Annotated in this window: 10 protein-coding genes; 7 read left to right on the forward strand and 3 right to left on the reverse strand. The window is 57.1% G+C overall.

Translation table 11 applies throughout. The features are described 5' to 3' along the window. Nucleotides 1-184 precede the first annotated feature (184 nt). Nucleotides 185-2,452 (forward strand): hypothetical protein, encoded by a 2,268-nt coding sequence (locus tag QSJ80_RS06350; protein ID WP_285763568.1) that lies wholly within the window; start codon nucleotides 185-187, stop codon nucleotides 2,450-2,452. A gap of 189 nt (nucleotides 2,453-2,641) precedes the next feature. Continuing rightward, nucleotides 2,642-4,051 (forward strand): S10 family peptidase, encoded by a 1,410-nt coding sequence (locus QSJ80_RS06355; protein ID WP_285763569.1) that lies wholly within the window; start codon nucleotides 2,642-2,644, stop codon nucleotides 4,049-4,051. Between the two features lie 84 nt (nucleotides 4,052-4,135). On the opposite strand, the gene fdxA is transcribed toward QSJ80_RS06355, so the two are convergent. Both fdxA and mutS read right to left on the reverse strand, forming a co-directional pair. Beyond that, the gene (gene fdxA / locus QSJ80_RS06360; RefSeq protein WP_285763570.1) at nucleotides 4,136-4,459 is read right to left on the reverse strand and encodes a ferredoxin FdxA; all 324 of its coding nucleotides are present in this window, start codon (nucleotides 4,457-4,459) and stop codon (nucleotides 4,136-4,138) included. A 151-nt stretch (nucleotides 4,460-4,610) separates the two neighbouring features. Further along, nucleotides 4,611-7,274 carry a DNA mismatch repair protein MutS gene (gene mutS / locus QSJ80_RS06365; RefSeq protein ID WP_285763571.1) on the reverse strand — a complete coding sequence of 888 codons (2,664 nt, stop codon included), beginning with the start codon at nucleotides 7,272-7,274 and terminating at the stop codon, nucleotides 4,611-4,613. A gap of 173 nt (nucleotides 7,275-7,447) precedes the next feature. Between mutS and QSJ80_RS06370 the strand changes: the two genes are divergently transcribed. From QSJ80_RS06370 to QSJ80_RS06390, 5 genes are all read left to right on the forward strand, one after another. Continuing rightward, nucleotides 7,448-7,846, forward strand: coding sequence for a GFA family protein (locus QSJ80_RS06370; protein ID WP_285763572.1), 399 nt, complete (start codon nucleotides 7,448-7,450; stop codon nucleotides 7,844-7,846). A 17-nt stretch (nucleotides 7,847-7,863) separates the two neighbouring features. Continuing rightward, complete coding sequence (locus QSJ80_RS06375) at nucleotides 7,864-8,370, forward strand: CinA family protein (RefSeq protein ID WP_285763573.1); 507 nt, start codon at nucleotides 7,864-7,866, stop codon at nucleotides 8,368-8,370. A 135-nt stretch (nucleotides 8,371-8,505) separates the two neighbouring features. Continuing rightward, the gene (locus QSJ80_RS06380; protein ID WP_285763574.1) at nucleotides 8,506-9,888 is read left to right on the forward strand and encodes a tetratricopeptide repeat protein; all 1,383 of its coding nucleotides are present in this window, start codon (nucleotides 8,506-8,508) and stop codon (nucleotides 9,886-9,888) included. A 247-nt stretch (nucleotides 9,889-10,135) separates the two neighbouring features. Continuing rightward, the gene (gene recA / locus QSJ80_RS06385) at nucleotides 10,136-11,164 is read left to right on the forward strand and encodes a recombinase RecA (RefSeq protein WP_285763575.1); all 1,029 of its coding nucleotides are present in this window, start codon (nucleotides 10,136-10,138) and stop codon (nucleotides 11,162-11,164) included. 30 nt (nucleotides 11,165-11,194) lie between these two features. Continuing rightward, nucleotides 11,195-11,647 (forward strand): regulatory protein RecX, encoded by a 453-nt coding sequence (locus tag QSJ80_RS06390; RefSeq protein ID WP_285763576.1) that lies wholly within the window; start codon nucleotides 11,195-11,197, stop codon nucleotides 11,645-11,647. A gap of 74 nt (nucleotides 11,648-11,721) precedes the next feature. Here the strand turns inward: QSJ80_RS06390 and QSJ80_RS06395 are convergent, their stop codons facing one another. Next, on the reverse strand, nucleotides 11,722-14,832 hold the full coding sequence (locus tag QSJ80_RS06395; protein WP_285763577.1) for an efflux RND transporter permease subunit: 3,111 nt from the start codon (nucleotides 14,830-14,832) through the stop codon (nucleotides 11,722-11,724). Between the last annotated feature and the right edge of the window lie 8 nt (nucleotides 14,833-14,840).

Raw genomic sequence — 14,840 nt, forward strand, 5'->3', positions numbered from 1 at the left:
GTTTGGTCGAGCAAAAGAAAGCAGGGTATGTAGTGGTTGCAAACATATACGGTACCCATTGCTCGCAGGGGTCATAACGGTTCACTTGTTTGACTAAAGCTGGCACAGTTGGGATAGATAGGAATTCGGCCGCAGGAGATTCAGATGTACGCAGCCGTGCATTTGGTCTAAGGGACTGATTTTTATGAGCTTTTTCGGGGAGTTGCAGCGTCGCAATGTAATTCGTGTTGGTATCGCGTATATTGCGGCTAGCTGGCTTATCGCGCAGGTTTTGGCTGTCGCCACATCGGTTTATGGTGCGCCGGGCTGGGTGATGAAGGTTTCTTTTATCCTGATGGCTGTGGGCTTTTTCCCCGCAATAATGTTCAGCTGGGTCTACGAACTGACACCGGATGGGGTAGTACGAGACGACAGCACGACCGGGTCAACTGCTCAGCAAGGCCGTGTCGCATGGAAGCTCGATCTTGCGGTAATTCTTCTATTGATTGTGTCGATAGGCCTTTTTCTCTTCGAGAAAATTCCCCCCTCATCCGGACCAGTCGCTGCCATCTCGGGAGAGTCGGCGACTTCTGGCAAGCCCTCCATCGCTGTGTTGCCCTTCGTCAATATGTCAGCAAACAAGGAGAATGAATACTTCTCTGACGGGCTGACCGAAACCCTGCTGCATATGCTGGCACAGGTTAAAGATATCAAGGTGGCAGCAAGGACCTCATCTTTTGCGTTCAAAAATCAGAATGCCGACATCCGCGAATTTGCGAAGGCACTTAATGTGGAGACTGTGCTGGAAGGGTCGGTACAACGCGCAGGTGATCGCGTACGCATTACTGCGCAGTTGATCAGCGCGATTGATGGAGCGCATATCTGGTCAAAGAATTACGATAGAACGCTGGATGATATTTTTGCAATCCAGGACGAAATAGCCCAGGCAGTGGCGGATGCCCTGATGGAGTCGCTGCTCGCGGCAGGTGACAATGCAGCGGATATCCAGCCGCTTGCAACCAGTGACAATCGCGCCTACGACCTGTACCTGAGGGCACTGCAACAGGGCGCACTGAATAGTTACGTCTCTCTGCCTGAAGCGGAAAGGCTTTTGAAAGAGTCCCTGATTCTGGATCCCAATTTTGACGAGGCACGTATTGCGCTGAACGAGGTCTATATGGGCATGCAGGGCACCGGGCTGATTTCTCCCGGTATTGCAGCCAAGCGCGCGCTTGTCGCTCTCGAGCCACTCAGGTCCAACCCCCGTTATGAAACTGTATACCCGGCCTGGGAGGCGTATCTGCAGCATATTGGAAATGCGTATCATAGTAGCGAAGAGGATTTGCAGGAAGCTGTGCGGAAATCGTTACATGCTCTGGCCCTTGCCCCTAATGAAATAGGCCTTTACATCACTAACGCGGACCTGTCCCGGGCGTCAGGTGAGCCTGTAGAGACCGCATTGCGAATTATTGAGCGTGCCCTTGAAGTTGATCCCCTAAACCCTGTTCTGCTTTCGTTTAAAATTAATTATTTGACTGAATTAAATCGTTTTGATGAGGCATTGAAGCTTACAGCGATGCTGCGGGAAAAATGGCCGCAGAGCCCAAATGGCTACTATAAGGCTGCACGGGTGCATGAAGCTAGGGCGGAAATTGTGGAGTCGATACTCTGGATTAGTCGGGCCGCACAGGTCGACACCCATGACCATGAGCTTCCGGCATACATTGCAAAAATGCTACTGCAGCTGGGAGGGATAGTCGAGGCGGAACCGTGGATTGAACGTGCGCGTATGATCAATGCTACTGGCTCAGAAACGATTTGGGCTCAGCTGGATCATGCAGTCAGGGCAGGTGAGCTTGACAAAGCACTGCGCTTGTCTGAAGAGGTGGTTCAGAAAAAGTCCGAGGTGAGGAAAGGTATCTACGGTTATTCTTCGTACCGGTTCCTTGATATAAAGGGCCGACGTGGGGAGCTTGACCAGGCATACAGGCAGCTTGAATTGGCTGTGCCGGGGAGTACAGCACTAGATTTGAGGACCTTTGAATCACCATTTGAAGTGGACGCGCGGTTGTCCGCAATTTTGGCTCGCGCGCGTTACGCGGCCGATAGTGAGCGGCATGCGCTCGCGGCGGCATTGAAGGACTGGTATAGCCAGGCCAGAGGGATTGAAAAGCTGGAGTCTTCAATGCTCGGTGCCATGTATTTCCAGCTTATCGGTGACCAGGATGCCGCCAAGAAGGCGATACTGGCGAAATTTGATGAGATTGCGCCTGCCATAGGGTTGTTCGAACGAGAAGTCCTGGCGGTGGAGTTGATGGGTGAGCTTGCTCAGGCTCCTGAGGTGGTTCAAATTTTGGAAAGGGCGGATATTTGGGCTGCATCAGAATTAGCCCGGTACCGGGAGATGGTGGCGGCGGGGGAGATAGTTGTTCCTATTTTCGCAGAAAAACTGGTGCAAAAATCGGAAAATTAAGAATTCCCTTACTTCAGTGCTGTGGCGGGGCAAGGGTCAAAATTTTTTTAGCACGATCATTATAAAATTATGCGTATATTTTCATTGATACTGGTAGTTGCCAGTCTTTTTCTTGCGTCAGCAATTTCTGTACTTGCAGCAGAGCAGGCTAAACCTTCGTCAAGAACCCAACAGGCGGATCACCAGGTGGTGACCGAGCACGAGACCGAAATCAATGGTGCGGACGTCGAATACACCGCAACCACCGGCACCCAGCCGCTCTGGAACGAGCAGGACGAAGAAATCGCTGCTATTCATTACACCTATTACAAGCGCAGTGATGTGGATGACTCTCAAGTTCGTCCCTTGCTGATTTCATTTAACGGGGGGCCGGGTTCTGCATCGGTATGGATGCACCTGGCCTACACCGGGCCCAAAGTTATCCATATCGATGATGAAGGTTATCCGCTACAGCCTTATGGGGTAAAAGCCAATCCCTATTCCGTGCTGGATGTTGCGGATATCGTCTTTGTTAACCCGGTCAATACCGGATACTCCAGAATCCTGAAAAACAAGGAAGGAAAACTTCCGGGCAAAGACAAGCAGAAAGAAATGTTTTTCGGGGTCAATGCCGATGTGAAATATCTGGCGGACTGGCTCAATACCTTTGTCACTCGTCATGGACGCTGGCGCTCGCCCAAATTCCTGATTGGCGAAAGCTACGGCACCACCCGTGTGTCGGCCCTCTCCCTGGAATTGCAAAACCAGCAGTGGATGTACCTGAACGGCGTTGTTCTGGTGTCGCCTACCGATATAGGGATCAAGCGTGAGGGACCGGTAAAGGCGGCCAACCGATTGCCATATTTTGCGGCCACGGCCTGGTACCACAAGGCACTGCCTGACGAGCTGCAGGCGATGGATTTGCTGGAAATTCTTGCGCTTGCCGAGGAGTATGCGATCAATGACTACCTGCCGGCGCTGGCCCGCGGTGCGTTTCTGGATCAGGACAAGCGTTCCGAGGTTGCAGAGAAAGTTGCATACTTTTCCGGACTGAGCAAGAAACAGGTACTGCAGAACAACCTTGATATCGATAACGCCTATTTCTGGAAAATGCTGCTGAATGATCGCGGCCAGACCGTTGGGCGGCTGGACAGCCGTTACCTGGGCATTGACAGGAAAGAAACGGGCTCGCGTCCTGATTACTGGCCCGAGCTGACGTCCTGGCTGCATTCCTTCACGCCGGCGATCAACCACTATTTCACTGAGGAACTGAAATACAAAACCGATGTGAAATACAACATGTTTGGCCCGGTGCATCCCTGGGATCGCTCCGATAACAACGCCGGAGAAAACCTGCGTTTGGCCATGGCGCAAAACCCGTACCTGAAAGTAATGGTTCAGAGTGGATATTATGATGGCGCCACCAATTACTTTGATGGGAAATACAACCTGTGGCAGCTGGACCCCAGCGGCAAGATGCGTGACCGCCTGAGTTTCAAGGGCTACCGTTCCGGCCACATGATGTATCTGCGCTATGAAGACCTGAAACAGTCCAACGAGGATCTGCGCGAGTTCATCCTGGAGGCGGTTCCAGCCGCGGATAAAGCCGCGAAATACTGAGTGTAGATATGACGGGTTGCCCCGGCATAGCGCCGGGGCAGTAAAGGATGTGGCAGGAGGGTGTGCAGGAGAGAGTAAGGGTGATTAACGCTCGAGGTGCTCGAGCTTGCCCTCGACGCCATCCCACTCCTCGGCATCCGGCAGCGGGTCTTTCTGCTCGGTGATATTCGGCCAGACTTCCGCAAGTTCCGCGTTCAGTTCGACAAAGGCGATCTGGTTTTCCGGCACTTCGTCCTCGGAGTAAATGGCGTTGGCCGGGCACTCCGGCTCACACAGTGCACAATCGATGCACTCGTCCGGGTGAATGACGAGGAAGTTAGGGCCTTCGTAAAAGCAGTCCACCGGGCACACTTCTACGCAGTCGGTGTACTTACACTTGATGCAGTTTTCCCCAACAACAAAAGTCATAAAATCCCCTCTTAAATGCACCTTTGTACTAAAGGCGACGATTGTAGCAACATTTCCTGTCTTTTGAAGACAAATACTGCCGAAAATATCGGCAATTCTATGCTGTTTTTGCCCGGAAAAATCCTTTTGGTTATAAGGCAGTCTCTCCGCGTTACAGCTTTTCCTTGAGTCGGTAAACCAGCTCCAGTGCCTGGCGCGGGGTCAGGTCATCCGGGTTGGCCTCTTCGAGCAACTCTACCGCCGGGTGGGTGGGCGCCCCGAACAATTCGTTCTGCAGGGGGGCGGCAGGCGTGGCCGTGGCGTGAACCGGAGCCTGTCCTGCAGTTTGGGCGGCAGGCGAGCTTTCGGCAATACGATCGACGCCGCTCATGGCGCCTTCCAGGGTCTGGGCCGCGCCGGATGCCTCCAGGCTGGCCAGGCGGGTGCGGGCTTCAGCCAGCACAGGCGCGGGGATACCGGCCAGCTTCGCAACCTGCAGGCCGTAACTTTTGCTCGCGGGGCCTTCCTGAATACGGTGCAGGAACACGATATCGTCGCCGTGCTCGGTGGCGTCCAGGTGAATGTTGGCCACCATTGGCAGCTGCGACGGCAGTTCAGTCAGTTCGAAATAGTGGGTCGCGAACAGGGTGAACGCCTGCACCTGCTGGGCCAGTTGCAGTGCACAGGCCCAGGCCAGTGACAGGCCATCGTAGGTGCTGGTGCCGCGGCCGATTTCGTCCATCAGTACCAGGCTGTGGCTGGTGGCGTTGTGCAGGATATTTGCGGTTTCGGTCATCTCGACCATAAAAGTGGAGCGCCCGCTGGCCAGGTCATCGGAGCTGCCGATGCGGGTGAAGATACGATCCACCAGTCCAATTTGCGCGCTGTCTGAGGGCACAAAACTGCCCACGTGGGCGAGCAGGGTAATCAGTGCCGTCTGGCGCATATAGGTAGATTTACCGCCCATGTTCGGACCGGTGATGATCAGCATGCGGCGCTCGGGGCACAGCTCTACATCGTTGGCGACAAACGGCTCGGTGGATACCTGTTCCACCACCGGGTGGCGGCCACCGGTAATGCGGATCCCTGGCGTTTCTGACAATTCAGGCTTGCACAGGTTGAGCGCATCTGCGCGCTCTGCCAGGCAGGCCAGTACGTCCAGCTCGGACACCGCGGCGGCGGCGACCTGTAGCGGCGCCAGGCTTTCGGACAGGGTCTCGATCAGTGCTTCGTAGAGGGCCTTTTCCCGGGCCAGTGCGCGGCTCTTGGCTGAAAGGGCCTTGTCCTCGAACTCTTTCAGTTCCGGGGTGATAAAGCGCTCGGCATTTTTCAGTGTCTGGCGACGGATATAGTCCGCCGGGGCCTGCTCTGAATGGGCGCGGGTAATCTCGATATAGTAACCGTGCACCCGGTTGTAGCCGACCTTGAGGGTCGGTATGCCGGTGCGTTCCTTCTCGCGGGTTTCCAGGTCCACCAGGTACTGGCCGGCGTTTTCGCTGATGCCGCGCAGCTCGTCCAGCTCCTCATCGTATCCCGGGGCGATTACGCCACCGTCGCGAATGATCACTGGTGGATTCTCGACAATGGCTTTTTGCAGCAGCGCAACCGTTTCCGGCCACTCCCCGATCTGGCCAGCGAGCTCTTTCAACAGGCTGCCGGGGATATTGGCGAGCTGCGCCTGGATTTCCGGGAATTCGGCCAGGCTCGCGCCAAGGCGGGTCAGGTCACGCGGGCGTGCGGACTTGAGTGCGAGGCGACCGAGAATACGCTCCATGTCGCCGATGTTCTTCAGGGGCTCGCGCAGCGGCTCGAACAGGTAATCCTGCACCATAGCGGCGATTGCCTGCTGGCGCGATTGCAGTATTGGCAGGCTGCGCAGCGGGCTGTTGAGCCAGCGCCTGAGCAGGCGACTGCCCATGGCGGTCTTGCAGCTGTCGAGTACGGACAGCAGGGTGTGTTCGTCACCACCGTTCAGGTTCAGGTCGATTTCCAGGTTACGGCGGGTGCTCGCATCCAGGGTCACGGCCTCGGCGCTGCTTTCTGCGGCGATCGAACGGATATGGGGCAGGGCGGTGCGCTGCGTGTCCTTGGCGTACTGCAGCAGGCAGCCGGCGGCGGTGATGGCGGCGGTCATTTGGCTGCAGCCAAAGCCTTCCAGATCCTGGGTGCCAAACTGCGTGGTAAGTTGGCGCAGGGCAGTTTCCGCATCGAATTCCCAGGGCGCGCGACGACGCAGGCCTTTTACCTGCTCCAGCGCGCCCGGCAGGGGCATGTCTTCGGACACCAGCAGTTCCGCCGGGGAGAAGCGCTGCAGCTCGCCCAGCAGGGCCTCCTCGTTTTCTGCCTCCAGTACCATGAAACGACCACTGCCGACGTCGAGCAGGGCGATGCCGTAGCGGTCATTCAGCCGGGCAACAGCACCGAGCAGGTTGTCGCGGCGCTCGTTCAGCAGCGCCTCGTCGGTGACGGTCCCCGGCGTAACAATGCGGACAACCTTGCGCTCCACTGGCCCCTTGGAGGTCGCCGGATCACCGATCTGCTCGCAGATCGCGACGGAAACGCCGAGCCTTACCAGTCGAGCCAGGTATCCCTCGGCAGAGTGGTACGGGATTCCGGCCATGGGGATTGGCTCGCCACCGGACTTGCCCCGGGCAGTCAGGGTCACGTCCATCAATTCAGCGGCTTTTTTGGCGTCGTCGTAGAACAGCTCGTAAAAATCCCCCATGCGGTAGAACACCATCTCATTGGGGTGCTCGGCTTTGATGCGCAGGTATTGCTGCATCATGGGGGTGTGCTCTGATTTCTGGGCGGTGGATTTTTCGACAGCTTTCGGCATTGCGGGATCAATTTTCTTATCTTTAAGAGGGCGGCGCCCGGCCCGGTGGGGCGCGTGATACAGGCGCGAAAGAATACCAAAGCACAGCTCAAACCACTATCCGACCATTTAGTCTATGTTGGTCGAGAAATGGCGTACGAGTCAGTAACAGGTGTACCCCGAGGAGGCTGCACATGACCCAGACAAAAGTACATTGCGACTGCAATGCGGTGGAAGTGACGATGGAAGGCGAGCCTGTTATCCATGCCTACTGTCATTGCGAAGACTGCCGGGAACTGCTGCAGGTGCCGTATCACTCTGTTCTGGCCTGGGACCCGGAGCAGGTGCAGATCACTCGCGGGCAGGACAGTGTGGTGGAGTTTCAGCACCCGAGCAAAAACATGAAGCGCATCTTTTGTGGCAAGTGTGGCGATATTCTGTACAACACGAATGCCAGGGGGCGGAAGCTGGTGTCGCAGCTGCTGTTACGGAAGTGTAACGACGATAAGTTGCCCGAGGCCTTTCAATCGAGCGCGCACTTCTTTTACGATCGTCGTGTAATTGATATCGACGACGAGTTGCGAAAGAGCTGAACTTGGACTGTTTCTTCATGAGTGAAATATCAGATAAACAAGATAATGCGACTTTGGTTGCGGACCTCGCGGCGCTGCTCACCTCAAGGAACCAGATGATGGCGACGGCGGAATCCTGTACCGGTGGCGGTATCGCTGCAGCCCTGACTGCGCGCGCCGGCAGCTCTGCGTGGTTTGCCGGCGGCATTGTGAGCTACTCCAATGCAATGAAAGAAAACCTGCTGGGGGTGCGCCGGGAAGTGCTGGCGAGCGAAGGTGCGGTCAGCGAGGACGTGGTGCTGCAGATGGCTGAAGGGGTGATGGCGGCTACCGGTGCCGATTGTTCGGTTTCTGTCAGTGGTATCGCCGGGCCGGACGGTGGTACCCCGGAGAAGCCCGTGGGTACTGTGTGGATTGGCTGGGGCGTGCGCGATACAGCGCCGTCAGCCGAGTGTTTCCGGTTCGAAGGCTCACGTGAGGAGGTGCAGGCCGCTGCCATCCACGCGGGAATCGCGGGGCTGGTACGTCGGTTACAGCCGGGCTGAATTACCACCTGAATTGCCACATCCCATACTTTGCGGGATCAAATCCGTCGCGAATCCAAACGCGGCAACATGAGTGCTGGCTAGACTTGCGAAACCCCGGCTTTGCGGGGCAACGAGATAACAAGTCAGCCACCTATGCCAGAGTCACACCTCGAGCAAGAGTTGCCATCCTTTCGTATAAAGCGCCGCCGCGAAGGCATCACTCTGCAGGATCGCGGCGCCCTGGTTCAGGCCTCCACTACCTACCGCCGTTACCTCCAGAGTTTTCCCGATGACGCCGAAATCTGGGCGCGCCTGGGGAATGTGCTTGCCGCGCGTGCCTGTTGGGCTGCGGCCATCGCCTGCTACCGCAGGGCATTCCTGCACAGCCAGCCATCGGCCTCGATCCTGGTTGATCTCGGGCAGGCCTTGTGGGAAATGGGACGCGGCCGTGAAGCCATTGGTTGTTATCGCGCCGCGCTGGCGAAGGAGCCGGACAACCCGGACTTCAACCTGTATCTCGCTCTGGGTTTGCGTCGAGCCCGGGATTTCGAAGGTGCCCTGAGCCTGTTGGACAAGGCTCAGCAGTTGCAACCGGAGAACCCGAGGCTCAACTACGAGAGAGGCATTACGCTGCTGTGTCTTGGCAAGTATGAAGAGGGCTGGCTGGCGCTGGAGTCGCGTCACCTGTTGGACGGTCCCAGAGCCCGGCAGCCATATCCGCTTTGGCGGGGTGAGTCGCTTTCCGGCAAGCGCATTCTTGTGGTCGCGGAGTCAACGCTTCGGGAGAATATCCTGTGTGCGCGTTTTTTCGGGGCACTGAAGGCACGCGGCGCTCGAGTCACGCTGGCATGCCGGCCACAGGATGAAAACCTGCTGGGCCTGTTTGGGCCTGATGAGGTGGTGGCTGCCGGTACTGATATTGTCCACGGGGCATTCGATTTCTACAGTCCCATCCTGAACCTGCCGGGCTCTCTTGGGGTGCCCGCAACACTGATTCCGCCCCCAGTGAAGCCACAGAGCCCGGATGGGGGCGCATCGGCATACGGCTTGCTGAAACGGAGAGGCCGCCTGCGGGTTGGAGTTGCCTGGTCTGGTGATGGAGGCAAGGCAAACAGTGAACTGCTTGAACGGCTTCTGCAGCTGGCCGAGGTGCCTTCGGTACAGTTGTATAACCTGCAGACAGGCGCTGCGCGCCGTGATCTGGTTAGCACCGGTGCCGAAAGCTGTATGGTCGACCTGGCCGCAGGTTTTGCTGACAAGGCGGATCTCGTTGCCGCGGTCTCCGCGATGGATCTGGTTGTTGCAGTCGATGGCGAGCTTGCGCATATAGCAGCCTCTGCGGGTATCGAAACCTATGTTCTGTTGGGGGAGCAGCCGCACTGGGTCTATGAAATGCAGTTCAGCCGCACGAACTGGTACCCGGCCATGCGGCTATTTCGTTCTGCTTCCCAGGACGGCTGGGTGTCCACGGCAGAGTGGGGTCCAGTGATCGAAGAAATCAGGCAATACATCGAATCCCGGGCCCGCTCGCTATAACAAATGGGCGGCTTCCGGTAACGCCCATTGACTTGTCAAATAGACGCTCCTGCCTAAAAAACAACCAGAAAGTGCGCTCCCCGTCATCCCGAAAAATACTGTTTGCTTATACAGTTGTTTTTGCATAAGCTAGCGACAAGTTAGAAATGGGCGCGCCCGAATAGTCAGCAGTTCGGACCTGAAGCGGGCGTGAGATTGGACTCAAAGCAGGCGGATTCCGGCACCGGAATACCGACCAGGGGGAATCATGGATTCAAATAAAGACAAGGCACTTCAGGCAGCGCTGTCCCAGATCGAGCGCCAGTTCGGCAAGGGTACCGTCATGCGTATGGGCGACAAGGAGCGCGAGCGCATCCCCGCCATTTCCACTGGCTCCCTGGGCCTGGATGTCGCCCTCGGTATTGGTGGCCTGCCACGCGGCCGTATCGTGGAGATATACGGCCCCGAGTCCTCCGGCAAAACCACCATGACCCTCCAGGTAATCGCGGAAGCCCAGAAGATGGGCGGCACCTGTGCATTTGTTGATGCGGAGCACGCGCTGGACCCGGTGTATGCAGAAAAGCTGGGGGTGAATGTCGACGAGCTGATCGTGTCCCAGCCGGACACCGGTGAGCAGGCCCTGGAAGTGTCGGAAATGCTGGTGCGCTCCGGCGCCGTGGACGTACTGATTGTGGACTCCGTTGCCGCACTGACACCAAAGGCAGAAATTGAAGGCGAAATGGGAGATTCCCATGTTGGTCTGCAGGCGCGCCTGATGTCACAGGCGCTGCGCAAGCTCACCGGTGCGATCAAGCAGACCAACACCCTGTGTGTCTTTATTAACCAGATCCGTATGAAGATCGGCGTAATGTTCGGTAGCCCGGAAACCACTACCGGTGGTAACGCGCTCAAGTTCTACTCCTCTGTACGCCTGGATATCCGCCGCATCGGCTCCGTGAAGGAAGGCGATGAAGTGGTGGGTAATGAGACCCGGGTCAAGGTCGTCAAGAACAAAGTTGCGCCGCCATTCAAGCAGGTAGAGTTCCAGATCATGTACGGTGCTGGCACCAATCGACTGGGCGAAGTCATCGACTTTGGTGTGAAGCTTGGCCTGGTAGACAAGGCCGGCGCCTGGTACAGCTACAAAGGCGACAAGATCGGCCAGGGCAAGGCAAATGCCTGCAAGTTCCTGGATGAGAATGCGGAAATTGCCGTGGAAATCGAAAGCCAGGTACGCGCACAGCTGCTGGGCGACGTTTCTGCTGCGGCCGAAGAAGAAGCAATCGCAGAGGAGTAATCCTCGTCCATCAGCGACAGCAGGTGCAGCATGGCCAATAATTTGCCGGAGACAGGTTCCCGGCAGGAGCAGGCCTACCAGGCTGCGCTTGCCCTGCTCACCAGGCGGGATCATTCCCGCCTGGAACTCTCCCAAAAGCTTTCCTCAAAATTCCCAGGCGAGCCTCTCGAGCCGATTCTCGATCGGGTCGTGGAGCTCGGCTACCAGTGTGATCGGCGCTTTGCCGAAATTTTCGTGCGCTCCCGGGTGGCGCGCCTGCAGGGTCCGGTTCGTATCAAACAGGAGTTGCGCCAGCGAGGCGTGGAGCAGGTCCTGATTGAGCAGGCAATGAGCCAGCAATCGTTTAACTGGTTTTCTATCGCGGAAGAAGCGCTGTCGAGAAAATTTTCCGGTATCGCGGAGGACCCAAAAGAGCGCGCTCGCAGGCAGCGTTTCCTGGCCTACCGTGGTTTTTCCATGGATGTGATTCGCGAGCTGGTCTAGGCGCTGGCGAGAAAGCCGGGGAAATGGTTTGGAGAGTGAGAGAAAGCGGGGGCAGGACCCCCGCTTTTTTTACCCTATCGGCTGGCCAGTTGCAGGGCCGATGCTTTGATATAGCTCGAGGTCCGCGACATATCCTGGCCTATTGCATACATGGCCGGCACCAGAAGCAGCGTCACAAAAAACGCGATAAATACACCGAACGCCAGCGCTACCACAATCGGTTGCAGGAAGGCTGCCTGGATGCTGCGCTCCAGCATCATCGGCATTAGTCCGACGATGGTGGTCACTGTCGTGAGCAGAATGGGGCGGAACCGCGCAACACCGGCTTCCACGATCGCCTTCATGGGGTCCATGCCTTTCTCGCGCAAACGGTTGCAGTGATCCATCAGCACCAGGTTGTCATTGACCACCACGCCGGCCGCTGCGGCGATACCAAAATAGCTGAAGATGGCCATCGTCATCCCCATGATACCGTGCCCAAAGATGGCGCCAACAAAGGCGAACGGAATGGCCACCAGTATCAGGATGGGCTGGAAATAGCTGCGGAAGGCTACCGCCAGCAGGCTGTACATCGCGAAAAATGCCATGGTGTAGAGGCCCAGGACCTCCTGGATAAATCGCTTTTCACCTTCGGCCTGGCCAACTGCTCCACGGCTGATGCCCGGGTAACGCTTTTCCCATTCCGGGAAAAAGTTCTCGTCCAGGTCCTTCATGATGTCGCTGCGAACATCATCCTTAAGGTCTGCCATGACCCGCGCTGCGCGGTTGCCATTCCAGCGTTGAATACGCTTGATACCCGGAGCGTATTCAAGCTCGGCAACAGCCAGCAGTGGTACTTCGCGACCGTCATTTGTACGAATGCGAAAATCCTTCAGGCTCTCGATAGATCTGCGGGACGACAGCGGGTAACGCACCATGACCTTTACGTCCTGTCCGGCGCGGGGCAGGCGTTGTACCTCTTCGCCAAAGTAGGCCTGACGCACCTGACGATTCACTTCAGCCAGCGTGAGGCCGAGTTTTGCCGCACCCGGCTTCAGGTCGATGCGAATTTCCTCGGATGCTCCCTCGAGATCGTTGCGCACATCGTACAGGTTCTCAAAGGTACGCAGTTGCGCCTGCAGGTCTGCAGTAGCGGCGCGCAGCACTTCCAGGTCCGGGTGACGGATTGAGAGCTCAAAGCCGGGACCGTTATCGTTCAGGGAATACTGTACCGACACTTCCTTCGCATCCGGTATATCGCCGAGCAATTCCCGCAAACGCAGGGCGGCGTCCTTGGCGGACATGTCGCGGACCTCCGGCGGCGCCAGCTGCACAATCGCAATGACACTATCGCGGCGGGAGCGCGTATACCAGTTTTCAATCAGGGCGCCCTGGCCGTCGGTACGCTGGTTGACTTCTTCTTCAAGGCGCTTTTCCGCGTCCTGTAACTGGGCCAGCACCTCAAGCGCACGGCTATAAGGTGCACCTTCCGGCATGGTCACATTTACGGAAATTTGGTCCGATTCAATATCCGGCATAAAGCTTTTCTTGACCCAGCCACTGCCGAACAGGGCAAAGCCAATCATCAGGGTAGAAATAAAGATACTCAGTGTCAGGTAGCGCCGGTCTACGGCCCACTGGCCGGCACGACGGTAGTGGCGCTGTGCGAAGTTTACGATCCCGTCGGCAATACGCTTCTGGAATGTTCCGAAACGGCCGAGCTCGGTCCGTGGTTTCAGCTTTCTCAGGTGAGCCGGCAGAATGAGCAGCGACTCGACCAGAGAGAATACCAGCGCAAGAATTACTACCCAGGTGATATGCCGGGTAAATTCACTGGTGGAGCCGCTGATAAAGATCCAGGGCAGGAATGCAAGGATGGTGGTGATCACGGCGAAAACCACTGGCTTTGCCACCAGTTGAGTACCGAGTATCGCGGCATTGAGGCTGCCACCTGGCTGCTGGTACTTGGGATCATGTGACTCGGTGTGGATGCTTTCACCCACCACGATCGCGTCGTCCACGACAATACCCAGTACCAGCAGGAAGGCGAATGTCGACAGCATGTTGAGGGATACGCCAACGCTCGGCAGCAAGATAAATGCACCGGCATAAGCGGTGGCGATGCCAACGGCGACCCAGAACGCGACAATCGGGCGCAGGCTGAAGACCAGCACCAGAAGTACAAGAAGCAAGCCCTGGAAGGCGGAGGAGCCAATGGTATTCAGGCGCCCCTTGAAGTCTTCGGCGTTATCGGTCCAGAGTGTCAGTTCTGCACCTGCCGGAAGCGTTTTACTGCGTTTTTCAATCCAGCCCCGAATGGATTCCGACGCTGTAACAATATCCATCGTCTCGGTCGTCATGACCTGCAGCAAAACGGCCGGTTCGCCGTTCAGGGTGGCGAGGATTTCGTTGTCCTCGAACCCGTCCACCACCTTGGCAACATCGCCCACGCGAATCGTGCCGCCGTCTGCAGTCTGGCGAACGATGATGCTGGCAAAATCCTGTTCACTATCGGCCTGGTTACGGACCTTCAGCTGGTAGGTACCGACATCGGTGCGCACCGTACCGGCAGACTGGTTCAGCGAGCTTGCGCGAATGGCATCGGCGAGCTCCTGAAAAGTCATGCCGTAGCGTCGCAGTGCGTTCTCACTGGCTTCTATCGAGACCTCTTCGCGGCGCACCCCAAACAGTTCCACCAGGGAGATTGCCGGTAATGCAGCGGCCTCGCGGCGTAATTCCTCTGCCAGCCTCTTCAGCCCCCTTTCGTCGAGGTCGCCGTGCACCGCAACACGAATAAACTCATTGCGGTTTACCCATTGCTGCACCTGGGGTGGCTCGATACCGCGGGGGAAAGATGAAATACCATCGACCCGGATCTTGACTTCGTTCATGAAGCGGGAAAAATCGACGGAGGATTCCGCCAGGATATAGACGCCGCCGGCGCCTTCGCCGGAGCTGGAACGCACCCACTCGATATTATCCAGGTCGCTGACGGCTTCTTCGATACGAGCGACAATCTGCTCCTCAATTTCCTGGGGGGCAGCGCCGGGCCAGTTCACCTGGATTTCCAGGCCGGGGAAACGAACCTGCGGATCCATCTCGCGCTCCATTATGCCGAAGCTGAGAATACCCGCGACAAAAATGCCAACCATGGCGAGGTTCGCGGCAACGCTGTTGCGTGCCCACCATGCAATCAATTTGTTCATGCGCAGTT

This window comes from Biformimicrobium ophioploci (assembly GCF_030270605.1).
Classification (GTDB): Bacteria; Pseudomonadota; Gammaproteobacteria; order Pseudomonadales; family Cellvibrionaceae; genus Biformimicrobium; species Biformimicrobium ophioploci.

Excerpts from the sequence above, each read along its gene's own strand:
- QSJ80_RS06350 (WP_285763568.1), top strand. The coding sequence starts at position 185 with ATGAGCTTTTTCGGGGAGTTGCAGCGTCGCAATGTAATTCGTGTTGGT.
- fdxA (WP_285763570.1), bottom strand. The coding sequence starts at position 4,459 with ATGACTTTTGTTGTTGGGGAAAACTGCATCAAGTGTAAGTACACCGAC.
- mutS (WP_285763571.1), bottom strand. The coding sequence starts at position 7,274 with ATGCCGAAAGCTGTCGAAAAATCCACCGCCCAGAAATCAGAGCACACC.
- QSJ80_RS06370 (WP_285763572.1), top strand. The coding sequence starts at position 7,448 with ATGACCCAGACAAAAGTACATTGCGACTGCAATGCGGTGGAAGTGACG.
- QSJ80_RS06375 (WP_285763573.1), top strand. The coding sequence starts at position 7,864 with ATGAGTGAAATATCAGATAAACAAGATAATGCGACTTTGGTTGCGGAC.
- QSJ80_RS06380 (WP_285763574.1), top strand. The coding sequence starts at position 8,506 with ATGCCAGAGTCACACCTCGAGCAAGAGTTGCCATCCTTTCGTATAAAG.
- recA (WP_285763575.1), top strand. The coding sequence starts at position 10,136 with ATGGATTCAAATAAAGACAAGGCACTTCAGGCAGCGCTGTCCCAGATC.
- QSJ80_RS06390 (WP_285763576.1), top strand. The coding sequence starts at position 11,195 with ATGGCCAATAATTTGCCGGAGACAGGTTCCCGGCAGGAGCAGGCCTAC.
- QSJ80_RS06395 (WP_285763577.1), bottom strand. The coding sequence starts at position 14,832 with ATGAACAAATTGATTGCATGGTGGGCACGCAACAGCGTTGCCGCGAAC.